Below are 21,818 nucleotides of genomic sequence, written 5' to 3'. Positions count from 1 at the left end.
CATAAGGTTAGAATCTATAAAAAAAGTGCGTACTTTTCTTTCTCTTCATTCCTTTATACAGTAAGAGAATCACAAAATAGAAAGGAATGGTTATATGTCAAAGAAAGTAGCAGTTTTAGTTACAAATAGGGTCGAAGATATTGAATTGACTAGCCCTGTTCAACATTTAGAAAAAGCCGGTCATAGTGTAGAACTTCTCAACGCCGATGGTCCTGTAGAAATCACAGGAAACCATGGTGGACAATTCAAAATCGAGAAGAGTTTTGATGAAGTTACTCCAGAGGACTATGATGCACTTTTAGTTCCAGGCGGCTTCTCTCCTGATCTTTTGAGAATTAATCCAAAAAATGCCGAGTTTGCTGCCCACTTTATTAAAGAACAGAAACCGGTATTCTCAATCTGTCACGGTCCTCAATTCCTAATTGATACAGGTCTTATTAAAGGTTACGAGCTGACAAGTTTCGTATCAGTTCGTAATGATCTTAAAAATGCAGGGGCAATTGTTAAGGATGCAGAAGTTATTGTAGACCGTAACCTTGTCACTAGCCGTACACCGGATGATTTGGAAGCCTTCAATCGCGAGTCACTTAAACTTTTAGAAACTTAAGTCTCATTCCTCCTAAACTCGGGTGTACTCGAAACAGAGGATTTTATTGAAGACAACTTCCAAACGTGGAAATCTTTATGATTTCCACGTTTTCAGAGTGTTAAGTAACTCTTGTCACATAAGCAAAAATGATTCTTTATATGTTAAAACAACTCATAACGTTCTATTTAGTAGACTCTCCTTGTCAAAAGGAGAGTCATTTTCTTTATACTTTGTTCGATTGGACATTTAAGGGAAAAAAATACCTGTCCAGTTTTATTAACTATGAAGGCAGCCTAAGAAAAGTTGAAAGATACGAACTAGAAAGCATCTAACAATAAGAAGCTTATTTTTTTGGTAAATTAGTTGATCCATTCTAAAGAACAAGGATCCTATACTTAATATATCTCCAGAAATTTATTAAAAGAAAACTAGACTGACTGTAGTCAATTACATTTATTTTTTAAATACCATTTTTGCAATGTTGACAACTGACTGTAGTCAGGTATATACTTTGAAAGTTGTTTTAGAAAGAGGTCTAGGAGGAATTTCGAAATGAAACCCGTAAGCAATAAAATTTGGTCATTATCATTCATCTTTGTCTTGATTGCTAATGCCTTAGTATTTATGATTTTTGAAATGCTCTTACCGACGTTGCCTTTATTTGTAACGGCGTTAGGAGAAGGAGCCGGTCAAGTGGGACTGGTAACAGGGATTTTTACCCTCTCTGCAATAGTAACGCGTCCTTTCGCGGGATTATTGGCAACCAAGTTCGATAAGAAAATACTATTAATTATCGGAATCTTGCTAAATGCTCTTTCAACCGGGGCCTACTACCTGGCGGATAGTATACCGGAATTACTAATTATCCGATTGATTCACGGAGCTGGGTTCGGATTGATTACCACTTACTTTGCTACACTCGCAGCTGAGATTGTTCCTAAGGAGCGAAGAGGTGAAGGAATTGGCTATTTTGGAGTCGGAGAAACCGTAGCCATCTCGGTAGGTCCGATGATTGGTATTTTGACGCTGGAATTGTATGATTTCCAGCGATTGTTCTTGGGCGGAATGGCTGTTCTTATACTGGCCGTAATTATGGCGATCTTTATTAAGAGAACACCCGAAGGAAAAAAAATGGACAAGGAAATTAATGTGAAGGTAAAGTTTTTCGAAAAACGGGTGCTCTTTCCGGGCCTTTTAATTTTGTTGGTGGGTATTGCTGCAGGAGGAATTATGTCCTTCTTTTCACTTTATGCACTTGAACGAGAATTTACACAAGTAGGGTTCTTCTTCTTCCTAGTTGCTATGGCAAGTTTCGTTGTCCGTATTATTTCCGGAAAGTTATTCGATAAATATGGACCAACTATCATTGTCGTACCCGGTTCTCTTTTTTCAATTGTAGGATTACTCTTGCTCTATGTAGCAGCTAATGACGTGATGCTACTGATAGCAGCAGTTGTTTATGGATTTGGATTTGGTGCGTTATTGCCGGCGATTCAAACTTGGTGTTTGAATTTGGTTGGAGAACATGAACATGAGGACGCCATGGCTACCTTCTTTAATTTCTTTGATTTGGGAATCGGGGGAGGTTCATTAATTCTCGGAATGGCAGCTGTTGCGACCGGTTCTTATCAAGTTATCTATATCATCGCTACGCTGATTTACGTTTTACTTCTGATTATTTATATGGTTCACTGGATTGTGAAAAGAAAATCAGTGAACTAAGGAGGTAATAATGTCCAAACAATTAATTAAGCAAGCAGCAATCAATCAGTTCCACAAATACGGATATGAAGGTGTCAAAATGGCTCAGGTTGCCACAGAGGCAGGTATGAGAAAACAGTCAATTTACTACCATTATTCAACCAAAAGGGACTTGTTTACTGAACTCTATGACGAAGTAATAGAAGAAGAAATTAAATTTATACAAGCATATTTCAAAAATCAATCTGGTGTTACTTCCAAAGAGTTGCTCTATCATTTCTTAAAGGAAATGAAAAGACGGACAAGTGAGAATGCGACTGTTGTTTTCCTTCATTTAATGTCATATTCACCGCCTATGGAAATCAACACATTTGTGGCTTCCCGGTATCTGACTAACTTCAATGTATTTAAGAACGAAGTGAGAAAAGTGTTTGAAAAAGAAGCATTCCCTTCAGGACCAGAAGAATGTACCCTTGGTTATGTCACGCTTTTTGATGGCTTGATTGTCCACCTTTTTTACAATACTGGCCAATCTTACGAACATTCACTAGATACTTCATTTGAAATATTTTGGAAAGGTATTAGTTGTACCGAATAGTTATAGGTCGACACCTAAAAAATTCAATTGAATTGTTATTCATGATTCAATTTCTGCTTTTAATAAAAAACATTATAAGGAGAGGAGGATCTGCTAAAAGTTTTCCGTAGAAACAAAAAGCTCTTCAACAAATACAAGTAAAGCCTTCTTTTTTAACGAAGTCATAACATCTTAACTCACTCACAACTAGCAGGTTTAGAAAAAAATGATTACTGTTGTTGCTATGACTCTTAATCAGGACAGATACGGTTGAATGTAAGTAAGTTATTTATCTCAACTAAAAGGAGTGTTAGGAATGTATTTTGATTTAACTGGTAAAATTGCTTTTGTAGTAGGTACTGCTCAAGGTATGGGTGAAGGTGTATTGCGCCGTTTCGTCGGAGCTGGAGCCTATGTAATCGGTACAGATATCAAGGGAGAACTTGGACAAAAAGTTGCCGACAGCCTTCCTGGCAAATGCGAATTCCATCAGCTTGATGTCACTGATGAGATGGCAGTAAAGGCGATTATGGAAAATGTCAAAGAAAAACACGGGCGCATTGATATTTTGGTTAACTGTGCTGGCATCATAACTCCTGAAATTCCTGTTGAAGAATTGGAAATGAAAGATGTACGCAAAGTAATGGAAGTCAACTACTACGGTACTTTCCATACCATTAAATATGCGCTGCCGATTATGCCGGATAAATCAGCTATTGTTAACACCAGCTCACTTGGTGATAGCGCGGCCATGCCGGGATATGGTGCTTATGGACCTTCTAAAGCAGCCATCACCAATTTGACCAAGACTGTCGCTATGGAACAAGCTCATCGCGGGCTGCGCTGCAACTGCATCTCTCCAGGCTCTATGAATACGCCGATGCTTTACACAGAAGGTGTTGAGACCGAGCTGAAGGTTGCAAAATACGCTTGGCCTTTGGGACGATTCATGGAGCCAGAAGAGGCTGTCGCTATTATTCACGCTTTGTCTGCGGATGACTGTTTGTACCTCACTGGCCAAAACATTATTATTGACGGTGGTTACATGGCTGGTACGAGTCCTGCTGGATTGGCAAAGTGGGCTGAATAAATACTAATTGAATTAAATTTATTCACCAAGTAATTTAGTAGATAAATGATTATACCTTTTTCCTTGCAAATACAAGGAAACTGCAAAAATGCACCTCCCTTCATTAAAAGGAAGGGGGGTGCATTTTCTTATTGCTGACTTCGTTGATTTTCAGCTTCAACTAGAGTCCGAAAGATACAGATTATCCGATTAAATGTTATACCAAGAAGGGAAGTTATTAAAATGGTAGAAACTCTTAGAGAAAATATCAGAAAGCGTTTGGAAAATGGCGATTATCATTGCGCTAAAGAGTTTACATTGTCAATGTTTAGCGGTAAATGGAAAGTCGTTATCTTATATCATTTAGGGATTGACGGCGCTACCAGATACAGCGATCTAGAACGTTTATTTACGGATATTTCTCATAAAACATTATCCAATCAACTAAAAGAGCTAATGAAGGATGGATTAATTGCTCGGAAAGTGTATCCTGTTTCTCCACCACAAGTTGAATATTATCTGACAGAAGTCGGGTTTACTCTTCTACCTATCATAGAGATGATGTACGAATGGGGAAAGAATAGAATTAATCAACTGATAGCTGAGAGTGAACCGATAGATAAGTAGTCCGGCTAATTAATAATATCACTTCCAATAAACACAAAAAACGGGTCAATTGGAAACTTAAGCGTACCAACGGCATCTCCGAGATGAGATTTTTTGTCACTCCGCTAATAGGAAATGCTGCAGAACAAAATAAAACAGATTAAAGTTAACTAAATAATTTGAAATAAGATAAGGTATTTAAAATCTGAAAGAGATTGAGTATTATTCTGAATTAATCAAACTTAAAAACTGTTCTCATTAGATCGATAATTTAATTTAAATCCTTTATTTGCTTTTGCTTATATTACGGCTCGGTGTAACAGGTCGATCGGCGAGCAACTGTGTTAAACTACTAAAAAGAGCATCACTTATTTATGATAAAGAATGCTTCACCACCCGATATAGGTAAGTATCATGCTAAGCCTGGTTAGAAAGGAGCTGCCATGCGCCGTTTCAAGAAACAAATAATGAAATCCTTATTCGTACCAATAATTCCAGGTGGAATCACCATCATTCTCATATTCTTTCTTGATTATTTCCAATTGGAATTGGTTGAAAAATTTCTGTTGTTTGCGGCTTTTGTCATTGTACCTCTGGTCGTTTTACTATTGAAATACGACCAAAAAAATACCCATCAACGGATGATCTATACGGCTATGAAGTGGTTTCAATTTCCGGCAGCGCTTCTTGCTCTGGCCTCTGTGATGAGCAGTAAGGTTTGGGGATTAGAAGGTACAGCCGTACCGGGGACTCTCTCCCTTGGTTGGCTATTGCTCACCTTGCTGCTTTGCCTGTATGGGATAGCCAATATAGCGATACATAAAGGAAAAATAGCAGAAATTGCGATTGGCGCGGGACTCGTTTACTTTTTTATCGGAGGCATTTGGTTCACCTTGTATCAGTATCAATGGACCCTCTTCCAGGCTAATCCTGACACACATGCATTAAGTTCGGTTCATTTTCATTTTTCCTCTGCGATCGTTCCGATTTTTATTGGTATGCTGGGACGGATCATGACGAAGAAGAGCTGGTATCCGTGGGTCGTCGTCATCGATATTATCGGACCTGTTTTGATCGCGATCGGTATGATTTTCTCCAAGCCGATTGAGTATATTGGTGTCACGTTGTTTGCTTGTAATATTGCAATTTACACTACGTATCTCCTTACATACTTAAAGCGAAACGCGTTATACAAAAAGGCAGCATTCTTTTTAGTTCTTTCTTGCCTCGCCTTCTACACTGTTGTCGTAATTTCCATGTTCTATCCGCTCCTGAAAAACAGATTTGCTTTAACGATCCTTGATTTCATTCCCATTTATGGAGCACTGCATGCGTTTGGATTTGTTTTATGTGGATTGATCGGGTGGGTGTACCTGGTAGACTCTCTTAACGGAAAAAAGCTTTACAATAAACATAGATCATGAAGTTACAATTTCGCTCTACTTATGATACGGTTCACCATAATGTATCTAAACACAAAGCCACTCCGTACATGGAGTGGCTTCTTTGCATAGAACTTCTCTATTATCGAATATTAATTCTTCGTATCCCAAACAGTATGGTTTTCCCAATCAGACCATAAGGACTTTAGCCCTTTAACTAGCCAACTATTACATGTTGACTGAAATTTATAAAAGATTGTTACTGTAGTTGTACTCACCAATTACACGATATTTATCGTGTCTATGTTCGAATATGCTTTCATTTATTTATAAAATAGTTTTGGCTTTATTAAAAGCTTCCGACTTCTCATCCACAAAATTTATTTTTATAACAATCTTTTGTATAAACCTTGGCAAAAAGTATGCTCCAAAGAAAGCAATAATAAATGCCATCCCCCAATTTCTTAACCACGTCTGTAGAAAAATCTCATTGTACCCAACGTTTATTGAAACCAAAATAAATGAAATAAGCATACTCATACTGAAAGCCATTAAGAAAGAAAAAATAGCTTGTTTATATTTTATATTAATTTTCAAAACTTACTCCATCCTTTAATTTTAAAATTTAGTAATCTCTACTGACTCGTATTGAACAATTGTCTTTTTCAAAATTGGCTTTTCACTGACTCCCTGTTTCTTTTGTTTGTTCATTTCCTTATGCTCGTTAACATGGTCTTCTCTTGATAACCATGTAGTAAATTCTTTTTTAGTTGTCCACTTTGTTACAAGGACATATTCTACATGTGCATTACTCTCCTTCTTCCAGCATTCTAATGCAATCAATCCTTGAACATCTTCCGTTTGGTCTATAGTTTTTTTTATCTTTGAAATGATGTAGTCCTCATTGAACTTGTCACTTTCGAAGTGTGCTTGGTTGATAAACATAGCTTATTTACTCCTCCTATATATTATTAGATAATTATCTTATTAAATAAGATAATATTTAAAAATAAACTTAACATAGGGTTATGTCATTAGTCAATGAGAATTTCTATCAATTATAAAGTTACACTGTGTATTTATTTTAGTTTTTTATTAATTTTACGAAAAACGCTTAACATTTGATCGATTTCTGTTTCTTCTAAATCATGAAATAGTTCAACAAATGTCTTTGCTCGGTTTTCGATAATTTGATCCACAATCTCCTTACCTTCAGTCGTTAACGATAGCTGAACAACTCTTCTGTCTTCTTCTAATCTAAGACGATTAATTAAATTATGTTTCAGTAATGTGTCAGTAAGAACCGTCCCTCCACCGGAAGTAATTCCTAAATATTTCGTAATATCTGATGCTGTACATTTTTTCACTCTATAAAGATAGGTCAGAACAAGTATGTGTCCATCACTAAGGTTGTACTTTGTTTTTGGGAAAAAATTATATTGAGTTTTAGTTTTACTAAAAATATTTTCAAACAAGTCCTGAAACTCTTTTAGCTTATTATATCGTTGATCTAACTCCATATTTTCCTCCATTTATTATGATATGTCCTGCCTATTAGTTGGACTTTTAACGTCAAATTTTCGCTTTATTGTAGCATAAAAATAATATAGTTTTTAAGTAATAGCTCAATTTTATTAAAGTAGTCGAGTAGAAGAGCTTGTTCACCATACTCTTCTACAAAAAAAAGATTGAAAGGCTTAAACTACATTCATTACAACTTTTCTAGTCACTCTTGATTAAGCATTACTTTACCCCTCTGCTTTGTAACATGTACGCTGAGAGGTACCTAAGAGAACCATTCCTCTCATAAGCTTTCAACTGAGGATTTATCTGCAGCAATATGCTATTCCATCTCAAACGCCCCCTTGTACGATGCATGCGTGGAAGGGGGGGTGGTTATGTCCGTAAATAGTGGTATTAAGGCCAGGATATTTCGCCCTTGATCACTTGAGCGATCGTCTCAAGATCGCTTTTGTTTTCGAAGTCCGGATAGGATTTTTCCATTGCGGCGATCAGTTCTTTCGAATCCTTGGCTTTCTCAGCCGCGGCTTCGAAGTCTTTGATGTAGTCACGGGTAAAGGTTACGCTGGACACGGTTTCCGAGCTGCTGCCAACGTAATGTCCCGGGATGACTCGCTCCGGGTTTAACGCGATAATCTGATCCAACCGCTCCAGCCATTCTTTGCGGCTTTCTGGAGTTTGGCTGTCCGCCATCCACACATGTTCGTTTTCATAAACGGACACCCCGCCGAGAATCGTTTTTTCCGAAGGGATCCAAAGAACCGTATGCGCCGGGTCGTTCCCGTCAAGACCGATAATTTGAATCGTTTGGCCGTCGACCGTCAACTGATCGCCGTCCAGCACATCCGGAATGACCTGCGCAGTCGGAGCATTCTCTTTCAAAATCGGGTTCCAATGATCGTTTTTCGTTTGAATGGTGGCTTTGATCCCTTCCACCGTAGCTGGAGTCGCCACAATCTTCACATCGAGATAAGCCGCACGGATCTCCGACAGACCGAAGTAATAATCAGGATCTTGATGACTGATATAAACTTCTGTTAGTTTTTTTCCTGTATCCCGGATCATTTGTACCAGCTTCTGAGCATCATTTTTTTGAATTGAGCATCCACCAGCACGACTTCGGTCGGCCCTTCGATCAGATTGGAAGCTACTGCGAACACGCTGCTGTCTCCCGGATTAAATGTGGTAATTTTTAAATTCGTCGTCTCTGGCTTCGTGTCGGCCGCCGTTTCGGTATTCGAGGCAGTTTCCGCAGGTGCACCGGCAGCCGCGCTCGTATCGTCGGTCTTATTCGAACAAGCTCCCAATACTAATACCAAACCGATCAATAACGTAAATCCAAACCATGGTTTTCAATTTTTCATTTTTACTTCTTCCTTTCCAAACCTGAATTTTTCAGTGAACTGTAACTTAAATAGTTACAACTGGGGCGTTTGTAATTTTAATCGCTCTTTCACTAATCTGTCAAGTTAGAAAAGAATAAACGAAACTCCCGAGCTATATCGCCGAAAAGGTTCGTTTTGTGTATTTGTCGTTTGGATTAGTTAACTTTAAAGCCGCCGAACACGAAACATGCCTGGTTCATCAGGATCTCGATCAGATTGCTTTTCCTGCTGCTCAGAAAAACGCCCTGTCTTCCGATTCTCAAAAATCAGTAGACAGGGCGTCGTATTAGAGCCTTCACTTGTCATCAACAGCAGGATTTTGTAACAACTTCTCTACCGTTTATTCCGGAATATAAGGAAGATCCAGCATCTTCGGAATATTGATCACATGCTGCTGCGTATACGTGCGGATGCCTTCCGTGCCGTATTCGCGGCCGATTCCGGACTGCTTGAAGCCGCCGAACGGGAAACGAACGTCCAGTCCTTGAACAGCAGCCGTATTAATCATCGTCGTTCCAGCTTCGAGTTGACGCGCCAGGAGAATCGCATCCTCTTCTTTCCCCCACACCGAACTCGTCAATCCATAGATGCTTTCATTGTGCAGATGAATCACCTGCTCTTCATCATCAAATGGCAGAATCGGAACCGTAGGACCGAACTGTTCCTCCACCACGATCGGATCATGCACATTGCAACCCAGAACGAGCGTCGGTTGCAGGTAGTATCCTTCGTCAAACCGCTTCTGATCCAAAATACGTCCTAGAGGAATAACCTTGGCCCCGCGCTGCTTCGCGTCCTCGACCAGACTCAGTACGTAATCCCTCTGCTTCACGTTATTGACCGGACCTACTGTCGTATCAGGGTCGAACGGATCGCCGATACGAATCCAACGATTAGCCGCCTCGATATATTTTTCCACAAACTGATCATAGATCGAACGGTGTACATATACACGCTTAGCGATCATACAGATCTGACCTGTTGTCAAGAAATTAGAAACGACAATCCGGCGCATCGCACGCTCATCCTCAACGTCAAAGCTGTCCAGAAAAATAGCTGCATCGTTACCACCCAGCTCAAGCGTCATATCTTTAATTGTGTCGGAAGCCGCTTTGATAATATGCTTGGCCGTCTCGGTTCCGCCTGTAAAAGCAATTTTCGCCACATGCGGATTCGTAGTCAGTTCAACGCCTACATCCGTATCTCCATGAACGACATTGATTACGCCCGCTGGGAATTCACTTGCAATAATCTCTGCCACTTTTGCTGCTGCGAGCGGCGCATACGGACTTGGCTTCAGCACGATGGTATTGCCCGCCAGCAAGGCAGGAGCGATCTTGATCGTAGACAACGCAATCGGATAGTTCCATGGACTGATCGCAGCTACCACACCGATCGGGTCATACGACAGAATCGTCTTGCCGTGATCATGCTCTTGGATCTCTCCCTGAAGAGCCGCGGCCGCTTCATTGCAAACAAACTCCATCCACATCAACGCAACATAGATTTCGCCGTGCGCATCATACAGCGGCTTGCCGTGCTCTCTGGACAGCAAATGCACGATTTCGTTCTCGGCTGCTCGAATCTTCTCGATCGCTTTGCGCATGCTTGCCACGCGATCCTCGATATCGGTTTTCTTCCATGTTTGAAAAGCGGCTGCGGCTGCTTCGATCGCTTCGACGGCTTGTTCTTTCGTCGTAACAGGGAAATAGCCCACGATCTCGGTCGGATTCGCCGGATTCTCTTTGGTGGATTGGGAGAGAGACTTTACATTCTGGCCATTGATCAGCGCTTCAATGGTAATGGCGTTCACGGCATCCTGGTCTGCTTGAATTGTCATTGTATAACCCCTTTTTTTATCTAAATAAATGGATTACGTCCATACCTCGTCTGCAATTTCCTTCACGTAACGCAGCTTACGCCATTGCTCGTCTTCCGTTAAAATATTGCCTTCTTCCGTAGACGAAAATCCGCATTGCGGGCTTAAGCAAAGCTGCTCCAGCGGGACATAGGTAGCCGCTTCGGCAATCCGGGCTTTGATGTGTTCTTTATCTTCTAATTCGCCGGTTTTGGATGTGAGCAGACCGAGCACGATTTTCAGATCTTTGCGATTCACATGTTTTAATGAATCGAAACTGCCGGAGCGCTCGTCGTCAAACTCCAAAAATAATCCGTCTACGTCCAAGCCGCCGAAGATCACCTCAGAAGCATAATCATAGCCACCCGTTGAGAAATAATTCGATTTGTAGTTACCACGACAAATGTGCATCGTCACGACTAAATCCGCCGGTTTATGAGCCAATGATTCGTTAATCATACGCTGCATCGTGTGCAACTCTTCCGCTGGCTCCAACCCTTTGGCGCGCAGCTTATCATGCCCTGCTTCCGAGAAAAGGTCTGCCCAAGCGGTATCGTCCAGTTGCAGATAGCGACATCCCGCGTCATAGAACGCTTGGATCGCTTTTTGATATGCTGCAATCGTATCCTGCAGGAACGCCTCGCGATCCGTATACACATTGGCACCATTCTCCAGGCGATATAGCAGCATATTCGGACTCGGAATCGTCTGTTTCGCTATCGTCTCACCTGCATGCTGTTGGACGAACTTGAAATCCTCCAGGAAAGGGTGAGTCGAGAAATCCACTTTGCCTACAACGCGAATCCCACCCTTGCGCGTTTGCATATTGTGAAATTGCGGGCCGTCGATCTGTTCATACAACTCTACGCCATCCAAACCGCCCAGGAAATCAAAATGCCACCAGCTTCTGCGCAGCTCGCCATCCGTAACAGCGAGCACGCCGTTTTCCTTCTGCTTTTCAATAATGCGAATAATCTCTTGGTCTTCTACAGCTCGTAATTGTTCATGGGTGATGCTGCCTGCTTTATATTGTTCGCGCGCCTGACTCAAGTTGCCAGGACGTAAAAAGCTACCTACATGATCGTGTCGAAAGGGAATCATATCACTTGCTCCTTCTGCCTTTTTGTTCTCATGAGTATACCATGAGGGAAGAGGAGTTCTGTCATATGAAAAAAGTATGTCTGGTCATATGTTTGGGCTATAGCTAGAGGGTTAGGTTTGAAGGTAGAAGGCAGTGAAAAGACAGCGGACGAGCTGACTGGAGCTTATATGGACGGCGGTATCAAAATTTTATGGAGAACGATCCGAAGTATCTGGAGTTTGGGAGAGGAGAATCAAGATGTGAGATGTAGAGCGGTAAAAATCGGCACGGAACGCCCGTGGAAACTGTGCTATAATGACGGCGTCGTTTGCGCTGGGCAGAATGATAATCTGACTATAGGACGGTTCATATGAAGGGATTCCTTAATACGTTAACAGATCCAAAGCGATTGATCGTTATGCTGGTCGGCAATGTTTTTTTGGGTATGGGAATTAGCATTTTCAAATTATCCGGCTTGGGGAACGATCCCTTCAGCGGCATGGTAATGGCACTTGCAGATACAAGCGGGATCGCGTATGCCCGTTTTCTGATCCTGCTCAACCTCTCCTTGTTCGTGATCCAGCTTATCGCGGGACGCCGGTTTATCGGAATCGGCACGATCGTAAACGCCGTATTTCTGGGTTATGTCGTTACATTTTTTTATAACATCTGGATCGACGTGCCGGGCGAGCCTCAACTGCTGTGGCAGCGCGTGATCACGGTAGCGATTGGCGTCGTGGTATGCAGCTTTGGCGTATCGCTGTATCAGACCACCAACGTGGGCATCGCCCCTTATGACTGCCTGTCCCTGCTGATGAGGGATCGCTTCCCGCGAGTCAGCTATTTCTGGCACCGCATGTTTACGGATGCTCTCTGCGCGTTTATTTGCTTTATGTTTGGGGGCATTATCGGACTTGGGACGTTGGTGTCCATGTTCGGTCTCGGACCGATCATTCACTTTTTTAATGTACATTTTGCGGAAAAGCTTTTGCGTGAAAGACGGCCGAGCGAACAGACGGCAAGCCGTTAAGGAGTGGGATGTAGTCAGGTTCGGAATATGTAAGGCAAAATCTTGCTAGTGCTTTAAATTTGCTCTTTATAATTTAAATCGTCTGCATGGAATGGTAGTACGACCAACAAAAGACAAGTACATTGTTGAGGTATCTTTCAAACGCACATTCGTTAATTTTGACAGCTCTCATCCTTCCTTTAGCTCTCTGCTTATTTGGTAGATTGGAGAGTATCTCAAATAACGAATTGGGGATTATCCCCAACATATGATCACAATATATCAGGGACTTTATACAAACAGAAGATTGGGGTGCGGAGTTAGTTGTACATAGTACATACCAATAAGTCTCCAGTTATTACCGGAGACTTACCCAAGCATCGCCGTAGATTCTTATTTTTATGAAATAGGAGTACCATTAGGGACCTCAATATCCGGCTTTAATAGAACAACATCTCCTTTTTCCGGAACCCCTCCCAAAACTAATACCTCCGACTTGAATCCTGCAATGCGCCGAGGAGGAAAATTGACGATTCCTATAATTTGCTTCCCTACAATTCCCTCAACCTTGTAACGCTTAGTTATTTGTGCACTTGAAGATTTCATCCCGATCTCCGGTCCAAAATCAATCTTAAGCTTTATCGCAGGGATCTTTGCTTCTTCAAAAAACTCCGCCTCCTTAATCGTTCCGACACGAATATCTAGTGCTGCAAAATCATCGATCGTTGCCAACGTTCTACCTCCTCCACTCAAGTCTTTAAGCGCTCACGAAATTACCTCTCAAGCTTTCCGAGCAAAACTTAATGGGTTCCGCTCGGTGCTGCATTTTACTGCGCTGGGCGGAACGGCTGCAGGAGTCGAATGCCTTCCTCAATAGATCCCTCCATCAGCTCCAAGAGCTGGGGCACCAGTTCTTGCATCCGCGGGGCGCTCAGGTGCCGATCGAGGGCATCCCGGTTTTCCCAGCGCTCGTAGATAATGAATGTGCCAGGCTGGCCTTCTACCTCGTGAGCCTCGTAATCAATGTTGCCCAAGTCGTTGCGCGACGGGGTGACAGCAGCAGTCATAAATGCCTTCATCTCGGCTTCTTTTCCTGCCTTAGCTCTCGCCTCCCAGAGTACAGTAACGTAACGGTTCTTTGTATCATTCATGCTAATTCCTCCTAAATTATACACTGCGTAATTTTGCATTACTATTTTCTCTGATGGGCAAATTTCCCATTTATGCTTAAAATTTTAGTGCATCAATGGCTTAGTTCCGTGCTATTATACGCTTCCAAAAGTACGATTAAAGCCTTGGCCGGCAAGAACATCTTGACGAACTATATCTAAACGACGTGTTTGGTATTCACTCAAAGCATTTATTATCGAATTCGGATACTTTTTAATGGCATCCATAATGGCAACCGTATCGTCAAGTGAGTCATTAAAGCCTGCGCCTGTCATTGGCGACATGGTATGAGCTGCGTCGCCGATCATGGCTATTCTTCCTTTTGACAATATATTAGGGAGGTATTCATTAACAGGCGCCCCGATTAAACTGCGATCCTTAATCGCGATTTGCAAAATGGCATCCTCTTCTTTACTCCAGTTGGCTTGGCTGGTTTGTGATAGTTCTTTCAGCAGCGAATCCGGAACAGCTTCACCGTATAAGGAATGCTGGACAATCCCGTCCTTTAACACGCCTGATTCAGACAGCAATAGATTATGCGAATAATCAAACCAGCAAAAACCTATCCATCGCTGGCCGGGATGGGTTCGCCCCTCTTTCCCTGGCATCACCGCAGTTGTCAATTTACCGGCGGCACTATCGCTGAAATAAGCGCTCGAAAGCTGCCGTTTTTTCCAGTCTTTCTTTGGCAGCAAATTTTCATCCACTTTCCCTACCCAAGCCAGATAGCCAGTATAATCTGCAAATGGTCTGTCAGGGCTTAAATAACGGCGGACAATACTGCGATATCCATCTGCGCCAATCAAGAAGTCTCCTTTAAACGTCTGCTCCTCTTCACTGGTAGCCCAAGCGGACGATTCATTTTGCCCAACACTAACAATTCGTGTATGGTGCCGAAGGGTAATGCCAGGTTCTTTAGCGACTGCGTTGTGCAAACGTTCTTGAATGGCTGACCAGGCTTCAACATTGTTACTACCACTGGATGCCAGGTGTCTTAATTCTCGTTCAATTTCACTATTACGAGAGGGATTTGTGCGTAAGCGAATAAAAGCACCATTTCTTAATGATGAATCTGCACGTTCAAGAATGGTCACTGCATAACCAGAACGGGATAACGCAAGGCCCATCATTAGACCACCTAAAGATCCACCTACAATAATGGCATGTTCAAACGGTTGCTGTGACATGATTCATTCTCCTGTTTTGTAATAGGCATTCGTAAAAATATCCGTTACTGCAGCTTCATCTGGCTGCGGAGCATTCGGTCGAGGAGTTTGTCTGGGAGAATACGGACCAGTCGGGTCAGCAGTGCCGAATCGCGACCTGCCGTATAGCGGGTGCGCGGCTTTCTTTCATGGATTGCGCGTGAAATAACTGCTGCCACTTTTTCAGGGCGGATACCGTCCGTGGCCCATGATTCTGCCTGAGCCTTCACGGCATCAAAGAGACGATCATGACGTCTGTGCTGATCCGGCGTCATCAACCTGGATAGCCGCTCCGCTGTCGTAATCCCTTGCTCCGACAGTCCAGTGCTGACACCTCCCGGAGTAATCATGATGACTTTAAGCCCGAACGAGGCCATCTCCCTCCGAAGACTGTCATTGATTGCTTCCATGGCAAACTTTGCTGCCGAATAGATTCCAAAACCGGGCATGGAGACCTTTCCGCCAACCGAGCCCACATTAACTACGCGTCCGCCGCTGCTCAACAATGCCGGAGTAAGCGCCTGAATAACCGCAACCTGTCCGATCACGCTGACTTCAATCTGACGGCGTAGCTCATCAAGCGGAACCATCTCGAGAGGTGCATTAACAGCGATTCCGGCATTGTTAACTACGGCCCGCAAGGGGCGACTAAGCGGATCCTTCACTACCCGTTCTGCCAGCGCCTTCAGTGTCTCGACATTGGTAACATCGACGATCACCGGCTCAATATTTTTGCTTTTGATTTTGTCGGCGTCTTCCTGACGGCGAACCCCTGCCAAAACGTGAAATCCGTCAGCGGCGAGCTGCTCCGCGGTAGCCCTGCCGATGCCGCTGGATGTACCTGTGACGACGACCAGTTCTTGAGTTTTGAATGACATAATAACCCTCCTAAGTTTGATAAGATATGGATCACTGTATAGCGCTGTTATACCGTTATTATAGCACCGCTATATTGGACTGTCTATAGCAGTGCTATACTTTTTTTAAAATGTTGTTCTGCGGTCTGAACATTGCTTTAACAAGCGCTACGTGATGCACTCGGCGTGCCTTTCACCTGTTACCCAATACAAACACAAGGAAATTAATACTCACATCCTCCAGACATAAAAAAGATCGCCATCCTCCTGGAGGTCCAGGTTGGATAGGCGATCTTTTTTATGTGTCTTCTAAATTGAATATTTGCCTGAAATCTCCAGGCTCTTTCACCGAATCCCTCATTCTGAATCGGCGTCCGTCATGGGGATCAAAATGATCTGCATAACGCTCTCCCGAATGAGATCAACGACGTCGGGTTGGGGTGGGGGGGCCTTACGAATCTGGGCTGTTACATACAGCCAAGAGGCTGTATTGGCGGAAGCCCAGACCAGATCTGCTGCAGCCTGGGCGGACACAGCCAGTTTGCCTTCGGCGGCGGCTCTCTGAATATTTTTCACCAGTGCTTGGTACGACTGATCTGCCGCCTCGATATGGGCTCCCTCAAGTAACCGTCCCATCATCGCCGCATAAATCCGAGGACGGGCTGCCGCGAAGCGGACATAGTCATCCCATCCTTGACGAAGAGCTATCTCGGGAATGGTGGACTCCACAGCGGCAATCTTGCTTTCAAATAACTGTTTGAATGCTTCCACTATAGCTGCACTCAGGAGTCCATCGGCATTACCGAAATGGTGGTAGAGGGTAGGAGCCGTGACCTGCGCGATCGAAGTTACGGCTCGCGTCGAAAATTGGGCTCCGCCCTCCTCTTCAAGTACCTTAAGAGCAGCTGCCAATATTTTATCATATGTGTTCATACGTCCATTATAGCAGTGCTATACTCGAATGTCCATTAGGGAGATCGTACTTCTGTGACCACAATACCTGTAGAATTCGTCCCCTGCAACAATCAGATGGTCAAGAAGCTCGATTCCCAGCACCTATCCTGCCTCCTTACCAAATTCAGCTTGACCTGAATAATATTCAAACCGCTATTATGATTTGTGATTATTACACATTCAATCTTCCTGGCATTCTATGAATTAATTCAACTATTTTGCTAGCTTTCTTAAGAGTTTGAGACTGAAGAGGTTTTTAATTTCTTTTCTTCTCCAAAAAATTTGCGTCATTTATGATACGGTTCCCCCCGGTTAATTTTCACTGCCCGGTAAATCTGCTCCACCAGCACCAGTCGCATCAGCTGATGCGGCAGCGTCATTCGCCCAAAGCACAGCTTTTGCTGCGCCCGCTTCAGCACTTCGTCTCCAATCCCATGACTGCCGCCAATCACAAATACGATATGACTGCTGCCATACGTCCCCAGCTTATCGATCTCGGCTGCCAGATCCTCGGAACTCCACAGCTTGCCGTCCAGTGTCAGTGTAATCACATGCGCATCCGGCTTGATCTGTGCCAGGATTCGCTCGCCTTCCTTGTCTTTTACAATCCGTACCTCGGCATCGCTGAGTGTATCCGGTGCCTTCTCGTCATTAACTTCAATTACCTGGAACTTGATATACGGGGTCAGCCGCTTGGCGTACTCGGCGATTCCCTGTACGAGGTATTTTTCCTTGAGCTTGCCTACTCCAATAATCTGTATGAACATCGATATCCTCCTGAATTCTGTTACCTCTGTATTGTCGCCCGTCACTGGAACTCACATGTTATTATCATACCAGATATCCGGCTAGTGTCTGCTACTATAGTCTTCCATCATCCCCAAAAATCATATCATACTTTATTTTCCAAATTTCATTTTGAACAGATACTTTCTTTTATGTAAACTATTTATACGACTCACCTACATAAGGAGGCTTAATATGATCATCGGAGCCATCATTTTATTCATCATAGCTATTTCTCCAATCTTGTATCGGCAAAATCAGAGAATACGTGTACTGGAAGAACAAGTACGTGCGCTGGATGAACGGAACAAACCGTATTATTAAACTGCAGAATTCATCTCTCTCTCCTATTAAGCTAGGCTAAAGCAAAAAGAAAGAGACCTTTCCACCAACAGAAAGGTCTCTTTCTTCTTACTTACATACTATCCTGTGCTTCCTGTGCTTCCTGTGCTTCCTGTGCTTCCTGTGCTTCCTGTGCTTCCTGCCCATTCTACCAAACGTTGGATCGCTTGGCAGTCAAGGCTGGATAGACATCGTTTAAATCAGTTCTGCAAATTTCAGAACACGCTCCATCAGGGAAGCTGTCTCTGCACGGGTCACAGCGCCTTTGCTGTTCAGCATACCGGCTGCATCGCCCTGCATGATGCCCTGCTCTGTCGCATAGCTTACATCCTGCTTGGCCCATGCGGAGGTCTGGGCGCCGTCTTTGTAGCTGTTCAGTGTAGCTGTACTGCTGGCTGACGGATTGATGTCGGCCAGTCGGGCTGCCCGGATCAGGATGGAGATGGCTTCCTGGCGGGTGATCGTCTTGTCCGGCTTGAATGAACCATCGGTATAGCCATTCAGCAGGCCATACGCAGATGCTGTGCCTACATATGGCGTATACCATGTACCGCTGGCAACATCAGTAAAGGATTTGCCTACTGCACGATCGTCCTGCAGTCCAAATGCACGCACCGCGATCGCAGAGAATTCGGCACGGGTAATCTTACGATTTGGATCAAAAGTCATCTCATTCATGCCTTCCACGACGAGGCGGGAAGCCATGTTATCGATTGCTGCTTTGCCCCAGTGATTGGTCACATCATCGAATGTTTTCTCGTTCCAGATCAGCGCGTACGTGCCGTTGCTCACCAGGCTATTGATCTGTGCATAATACTGACCGTCAATGCGGACAACCTGTGTGGGCACATGCATGAACGAGATCTGGTTCTCATCGTAGATGATACCTGTCGTAATACGATTCGGATCATAGCCTGCCGGCAGCGGGATCAGACGCTGTGCATACTGGTCGAAGTTTGGAACTGATGTCTGTTCTCCATTGTACGTGGAGGTCACGCCAAAGTTCATTGCCGGTCCGACCATGCTTAGCTTTTTGAATGCAGCCGCATTTTGGATGCCCTGCTCGGCTGATGCCGAAGCTGCCGATACGGTTACGTTCAGATGCAGCTGAGACAGGCTGGCGGCTGCGTTATTTTTGGCGATGAGTTCATTCACACCGAGCTGCTTGGCCGGCAGAATGTATCTTCCGGACGGTGATTGCAGTTCGATCGCGCCATTTTTGTTATCCAGCCATTTGGCGATGGTGCCATCCAGTCGGGTATGGGTCTCATCCGCATTTTCGTCGGAGCGGATCACCAATGTGCTGCGGTTGGATTTCTCCAGTGCTTCAATCGCTTTGTCGCTGTCGACTGCGATGGTGGCTGTCTTCTTGCCGTCTTTGTCCTGTTTGATCAGGGTAGCGATCGGTTCGCTGGTAGACGGATCGGTGATGACCACTTCCGGATCGGTCCCTGGAGTAACCGTCGGCTCAGGGGTTGGTGCAGCTGGTGTGGAATCGCCGCTGGTAGTATTGTTTTTGGAATTATGCTTTTCCGTTACATTGACTCGAATCACAAAAGTTTTGCCTGCGTATTCGATAGTGATGTCTGCACTGCCTTTGGATCTCGCGGTGATGACACCATTGCTATCGACCGTGGCGATGCTCTCGTCGGAAGACGTGTATTGCAGGTTGCCGGTGATTACTTCGCTCGTACCGTCATCGTATACGGCGCGCGTTACGGTTGGTTGGGTAGTGCCTTTGCGAAGCGTATAGGATTCACTGTCTGCGGACAGTCTGACCAGCGTCGGCGGCGTAAAGTACACATTGACCGTCACCTGAGCGGTCAGGCCGTTGTATACCGCTGTCACGACAGTATTGCCTTCAGCCACGCCTTTAACCAGACCTTTGTCATCCACGGAAGCGATCTCTGGTGATTGGGAACTGAATGTCACACCATCTGTAATGGTGAACAGGCTGCCATCGCCTTCATAGACGGATTGGGCAACTGTCTGATGGGTCTCACCAATTTTCAGGCTGTAGTTATAGCTGTCGAGCAGTAATGGCGACTTTTTCTTGGTTATGAAGCTGGCGTTGTCTCCATAGGCGACATTGCCATATACATCGACTGCATATGCCCGATACGTATAGCTGGTATCCGGCTTAAGGTCAGTAATATTCAGCATGTAGCTGCCCAGTGAATTGTCCGGTGCCGCATGGCGGGTCACTGCATTGCCATCATTGATCTCGATGCCTGCGTACTGCACTGGAGATTTGCCTTCAGACAGGAGCTCACCCGACAGGGAAACCGAAGTTGAAGTAATCTTGTCGGCGAGTCCTGTCTTTACTTTTGGCAGATTTTGCAGAATCCAGGTGTCTCGCGGGAGAGCGGATACACCGCTAGTGAAACCGCCAAATATAACGATTTTGCCGTTTTTGGCATCATAGGTCATGCCCATATGCGCGTGGGGGGTATAGCTGCTCTGCAAAGACTGTTTCTCCCACTGGCTGCCATCCCAGATCCATGTATCATTCAATGAAGTGCCGCTGCCGTCACCGCCCGCCATAATAATATGCGAGTCATCGAAGGCCATACCCGCTCCTGCTCTTGCCTGTGGGATATGGCTCGCTGACATGGGGTGCTGGGTCCATTGGGAACCATCCCATGTCCAGGTATCATTGTAGAAAACACCCTTGCTTACACCGCCAAACAAGACTGTTCTTTTGTGAATCGGATCATAGGCCATCTGACCAAATGATCTTGCGGAAGGTCCCGAGTTGATGGCTACCTGAGCCCAGTCTGTACCGTCCCAGATCCATGTGTCACCATACTCATTGCTATTACTGTCCAATCCGCCAAATAACAGGATATTCTGAGTAGTACCATTTGCGGACGGTGCAACAGACATATAAGGAATACGACGGACACCCGGATTATGAGCTGTCGGAAGCTGCTTCCAGTTGGTGCCTGTCCATGCCCATGTCCCGGTTCCTCCACCATCTCCACCATACATAATGACCTGCTGGCTATTTGGATCATAAGCCATACCGCCGCCGCTGCGAGCTGGCGGCTTGGTAGTTGGATTGAGCAGGGTCCAGTTTTGGCCGTCCCATTTCCATGTTTCTGATGACCATACGCCGGATACCAGGCCTCCGAACAGAATGACGTACTTGTTCACCGGGTCATATGTCATCAGCGGTGCTGTTCTGCCTGTTGGGTAGGTGGTTGGGTTCATCTGTACCCATGTATAATTTGAGGAATAATCCACACTTGATGATTCAGCCGATACGCTTGTCGTCAGGCCTACCGGTGTAGTACATACGACAGCAGCTGTTAAGAACATGATAGCGGATTTCTTTAGTACCCCTAATCCTTTCAATCCAAACCCTCCGTTTACTTACTTAGATAGTTACCAAGTAAATATCGGATAAATTGATGTAATTATTTAATATTTTTTTAAATATACGCGGATAAAGTTTATGCTGTTTCTCTATAGCGAATAGCTCTCTGTTGCTTTTCGCTTACTTATAAATATATGTATGCAGCTTGGGTATACTGGCATATTTGCCATCATTCTTCGACTACAGAAACGTCTCACATCCTCGCGCTAAATTAAAAACTCCCTCCACGCTGACTGAATGGCGGTCGGCCCAGAGGGAGCACTTGTGAATCTTCCTTTAATACTATCGGAAGTCTGTTAAGGGAGTTGTATAGGACTTCCGTACGAATTGTAAAATATATCCTCTAA

Annotated in this window: 22 protein-coding genes; 8 read left to right on the top strand and 14 right to left on the bottom strand. The window is 44.2% G+C overall.

Translation table 11 applies throughout. The features are described from left to right. The first annotated feature begins 94 nt into the window (after nt 1-94). The 6 genes from M1D61_RS00330 to M1D61_RS00305 all read left to right on the top strand — a co-directional run bounded on the left by M1D61_RS00330 (nt 95) and on the right by M1D61_RS00305 (nt 5,966). A complete protein-coding gene (locus M1D61_RS00330) occupies nt 95-607 on the top strand; it encodes a type 1 glutamine amidotransferase domain-containing protein (protein WP_458120653.1) in 513 nt (170 codons plus the stop codon). A gap of 534 nt (nt 608-1,141) precedes the next feature. Further along, nucleotides 1,142-2,311: an MFS transporter gene (locus tag M1D61_RS00325; RefSeq protein ID WP_458120652.1), complete on the top strand. Its 1,170-nt coding sequence runs from the start codon at nt 1,142-1,144 to the stop codon at nt 2,309-2,311. A gap of 10 nt (nt 2,312-2,321) precedes the next feature. After that, nucleotides 2,322-2,888, top strand: a complete 567-nt coding sequence (locus M1D61_RS00320; RefSeq protein WP_458120651.1) for a TetR/AcrR family transcriptional regulator — start codon at nt 2,322-2,324, stop codon at nt 2,886-2,888. A gap of 295 nt (nt 2,889-3,183) precedes the next feature. Continuing rightward, on the top strand, nt 3,184-3,957 hold the full coding sequence (locus M1D61_RS00315) for an SDR family NAD(P)-dependent oxidoreductase (RefSeq protein ID WP_458120650.1): 774 nt from the start codon (nt 3,184-3,186) through the stop codon (nt 3,955-3,957). Nucleotides 3,958-4,179: 222 nt separating this feature from the next. Beyond that, the gene (locus tag M1D61_RS00310; RefSeq protein WP_458120649.1) at nt 4,180-4,563 is read left to right on the top strand and encodes a winged helix-turn-helix transcriptional regulator; all 384 of its coding nucleotides are present in this window, start codon (nt 4,180-4,182) and stop codon (nt 4,561-4,563) included. A gap of 422 nt (nt 4,564-4,985) precedes the next feature. After that, a complete protein-coding gene (locus tag M1D61_RS00305; protein WP_458120648.1) occupies nt 4,986-5,966 on the top strand; it encodes a YndJ family transporter in 981 nt (326 codons plus the stop codon). Between the two features lie 285 nt (nt 5,967-6,251). Here M1D61_RS00305 and M1D61_RS00300 read toward each other — a convergent pair whose 3' ends face one another. The 7 genes from M1D61_RS00300 to M1D61_RS00270 form a co-directional block, all read right to left on the bottom strand. After that, nucleotides 6,252-6,521: a DUF2798 domain-containing protein gene (locus M1D61_RS00300; protein ID WP_458120647.1), complete on the bottom strand. Its 270-nt coding sequence runs from the start codon at nt 6,519-6,521 to the stop codon at nt 6,252-6,254. Nucleotides 6,522-6,542: 21 nt separating this feature from the next. Next, nucleotides 6,543-6,869 (bottom strand): antibiotic biosynthesis monooxygenase family protein, encoded by a 327-nt coding sequence (locus M1D61_RS00295; RefSeq protein ID WP_458120646.1) that lies wholly within the window; start codon nt 6,867-6,869, stop codon nt 6,543-6,545. Between the two features lie 134 nt (nt 6,870-7,003). Then, nucleotides 7,004-7,444 carry a MarR family winged helix-turn-helix transcriptional regulator gene (locus M1D61_RS00290; protein ID WP_458120645.1) on the bottom strand — a complete coding sequence of 147 codons (441 nt, stop codon included), beginning with the start codon at nt 7,442-7,444 and terminating at the stop codon, nt 7,004-7,006. Between the two features lie 397 nt (nt 7,445-7,841). Continuing rightward, the gene (locus M1D61_RS00285; protein WP_458120644.1) at nt 7,842-8,510 is read right to left on the bottom strand and encodes an MBL fold metallo-hydrolase; all 669 of its coding nucleotides are present in this window, start codon (nt 8,508-8,510) and stop codon (nt 7,842-7,844) included. Then, a complete protein-coding gene (locus tag M1D61_RS00280) occupies nt 8,507-8,773 on the bottom strand; it encodes a hypothetical protein (protein WP_458120643.1) in 267 nt (88 codons plus the stop codon). Before M1D61_RS00280 ends, M1D61_RS00285 begins: the two co-directional genes overlap by 4 nt. A gap of 397 nt (nt 8,774-9,170) precedes the next feature. Further along, nucleotides 9,171-10,670: an aldehyde dehydrogenase family protein gene (locus M1D61_RS00275; protein ID WP_458120642.1), complete on the bottom strand. Its 1,500-nt coding sequence runs from the start codon at nt 10,668-10,670 to the stop codon at nt 9,171-9,173. A gap of 33 nt (nt 10,671-10,703) precedes the next feature. Further along, entirely contained in the window at nt 10,704-11,789 is a 1,086-nt protein-coding gene (locus tag M1D61_RS00270; protein ID WP_458120641.1) for a 5-methyltetrahydropteroyltriglutamate--homocysteine S-methyltransferase, read from the bottom strand. Between the two features lie 350 nt (nt 11,790-12,139). On the opposite strand from M1D61_RS00270, the gene M1D61_RS00265 reads away from it, so the two are divergent. Beyond that, on the top strand, nt 12,140-12,799 hold the full coding sequence (locus M1D61_RS00265; RefSeq protein ID WP_458120640.1) for a YczE/YyaS/YitT family protein: 660 nt from the start codon (nt 12,140-12,142) through the stop codon (nt 12,797-12,799). Nucleotides 12,800-13,177: 378 nt separating this feature from the next. Here the strand turns inward: M1D61_RS00265 and csaA are convergent, their stop codons facing one another. From csaA to rlmH, 6 genes are all read right to left on the bottom strand, one after another. After that, nucleotides 13,178-13,510, bottom strand: coding sequence for a chaperone CsaA (gene csaA, locus M1D61_RS00260; RefSeq protein WP_458120639.1), 333 nt, complete (start codon nt 13,508-13,510; stop codon nt 13,178-13,180). Between the two features lie 95 nt (nt 13,511-13,605). Then, nucleotides 13,606-13,929 carry a putative quinol monooxygenase gene (locus M1D61_RS00255; protein WP_458120638.1) on the bottom strand — a complete coding sequence of 108 codons (324 nt, stop codon included), beginning with the start codon at nt 13,927-13,929 and terminating at the stop codon, nt 13,606-13,608. Between the two features lie 114 nt (nt 13,930-14,043). Further along, entirely contained in the window at nt 14,044-15,135 is a 1,092-nt protein-coding gene (locus M1D61_RS00250; RefSeq protein WP_458120637.1) for an FAD-dependent monooxygenase, read from the bottom strand. Between the two features lie 44 nt (nt 15,136-15,179). Further along, nucleotides 15,180-16,031 carry an SDR family oxidoreductase gene (locus M1D61_RS00245; protein WP_458120636.1) on the bottom strand — a complete coding sequence of 284 codons (852 nt, stop codon included), beginning with the start codon at nt 16,029-16,031 and terminating at the stop codon, nt 15,180-15,182. 336 nt (nt 16,032-16,367) lie between these two features. Beyond that, nucleotides 16,368-16,943: a TetR/AcrR family transcriptional regulator gene (locus tag M1D61_RS00240; RefSeq protein WP_458120635.1), complete on the bottom strand. Its 576-nt coding sequence runs from the start codon at nt 16,941-16,943 to the stop codon at nt 16,368-16,370. 308 nt (nt 16,944-17,251) lie between these two features. Further along, nucleotides 17,252-17,731, bottom strand: a complete 480-nt coding sequence (gene rlmH / locus M1D61_RS00235) for a 23S rRNA (pseudouridine(1915)-N(3))-methyltransferase RlmH (RefSeq protein ID WP_458120634.1) — start codon at nt 17,729-17,731, stop codon at nt 17,252-17,254. Nucleotides 17,732-17,945: 214 nt separating this feature from the next. Here rlmH and M1D61_RS00230 point away from each other — a divergent pair, with 214 nt between their 5' ends. Then, on the top strand, nt 17,946-18,074 hold the full coding sequence (locus tag M1D61_RS00230) for a hypothetical protein (protein WP_458120633.1): 129 nt from the start codon (nt 17,946-17,948) through the stop codon (nt 18,072-18,074). Between the two features lie 213 nt (nt 18,075-18,287). Here M1D61_RS00230 and M1D61_RS00225 read toward each other — a convergent pair whose 3' ends face one another. Next, complete coding sequence (locus M1D61_RS00225) at nt 18,288-21,449, bottom strand: S-layer homology domain-containing protein (protein WP_458120632.1); 3,162 nt, start codon at nt 21,447-21,449, stop codon at nt 18,288-18,290. Between the last annotated feature and the right edge of the window lie 369 nt (nt 21,450-21,818).

The organism is Paenibacillus sp. Z6-24, from assembly GCF_054161335.1.
The sequence above is the reverse complement of the archived record's forward strand: the minus strand, read 5'-3'. Positions and strand labels throughout refer to the sequence as shown.

Coding starts and splice junctions, on each gene's coding strand:
- M1D61_RS00330 (WP_458120653.1), top strand. CDS start 95: ATGTCAAAGAAAGTAGCAGTTTTAGTTACAAATAGGGTCGAAGATATT.
- M1D61_RS00325 (WP_458120652.1), top strand. CDS start 1,142: ATGAAACCCGTAAGCAATAAAATTTGGTCATTATCATTCATCTTTGTC.
- M1D61_RS00320 (WP_458120651.1), top strand. CDS start 2,322: ATGTCCAAACAATTAATTAAGCAAGCAGCAATCAATCAGTTCCACAAA.
- M1D61_RS00315 (WP_458120650.1), top strand. CDS start 3,184: ATGTATTTTGATTTAACTGGTAAAATTGCTTTTGTAGTAGGTACTGCT.
- M1D61_RS00310 (WP_458120649.1), top strand. CDS start 4,180: ATGGTAGAAACTCTTAGAGAAAATATCAGAAAGCGTTTGGAAAATGGC.
- M1D61_RS00305 (WP_458120648.1), top strand. CDS start 4,986: ATGCGCCGTTTCAAGAAACAAATAATGAAATCCTTATTCGTACCAATA.
- M1D61_RS00295 (WP_458120646.1), bottom strand. CDS start 6,869: ATGTTTATCAACCAAGCACACTTCGAAAGTGACAAGTTCAATGAGGAC.
- M1D61_RS00290 (WP_458120645.1), bottom strand. CDS start 7,444: ATGGAGTTAGATCAACGATATAATAAGCTAAAAGAGTTTCAGGACTTG.
- M1D61_RS00285 (WP_458120644.1), bottom strand. CDS start 8,510: ATGATCCGGGATACAGGAAAAAAACTAACAGAAGTTTATATCAGTCAT.
- M1D61_RS00275 (WP_458120642.1), bottom strand. CDS start 10,670: ATGACAATTCAAGCAGACCAGGATGCCGTGAACGCCATTACCATTGAA.
- M1D61_RS00270 (WP_458120641.1), bottom strand. CDS start 11,789: ATGATTCCCTTTCGACACGATCATGTAGGTAGCTTTTTACGTCCTGGC.
- M1D61_RS00265 (WP_458120640.1), top strand. CDS start 12,140: ATGAAGGGATTCCTTAATACGTTAACAGATCCAAAGCGATTGATCGTT.
- M1D61_RS00255 (WP_458120638.1), bottom strand. CDS start 13,929: ATGAATGATACAAAGAACCGTTACGTTACTGTACTCTGGGAGGCGAGA.
- M1D61_RS00250 (WP_458120637.1), bottom strand. CDS start 15,135: ATGTCACAGCAACCGTTTGAACATGCCATTATTGTAGGTGGATCTTTA.
- M1D61_RS00245 (WP_458120636.1), bottom strand. CDS start 16,031: ATGTCATTCAAAACTCAAGAACTGGTCGTCGTCACAGGTACATCCAGC.
- M1D61_RS00240 (WP_458120635.1), bottom strand. CDS start 16,943: ATGAACACATATGATAAAATATTGGCAGCTGCTCTTAAGGTACTTGAA.
- rlmH (WP_458120634.1), bottom strand. CDS start 17,731: ATGTTCATACAGATTATTGGAGTAGGCAAGCTCAAGGAAAAATACCTC.
- M1D61_RS00230 (WP_458120633.1), top strand. CDS start 17,946: ATGATCATCGGAGCCATCATTTTATTCATCATAGCTATTTCTCCAATC.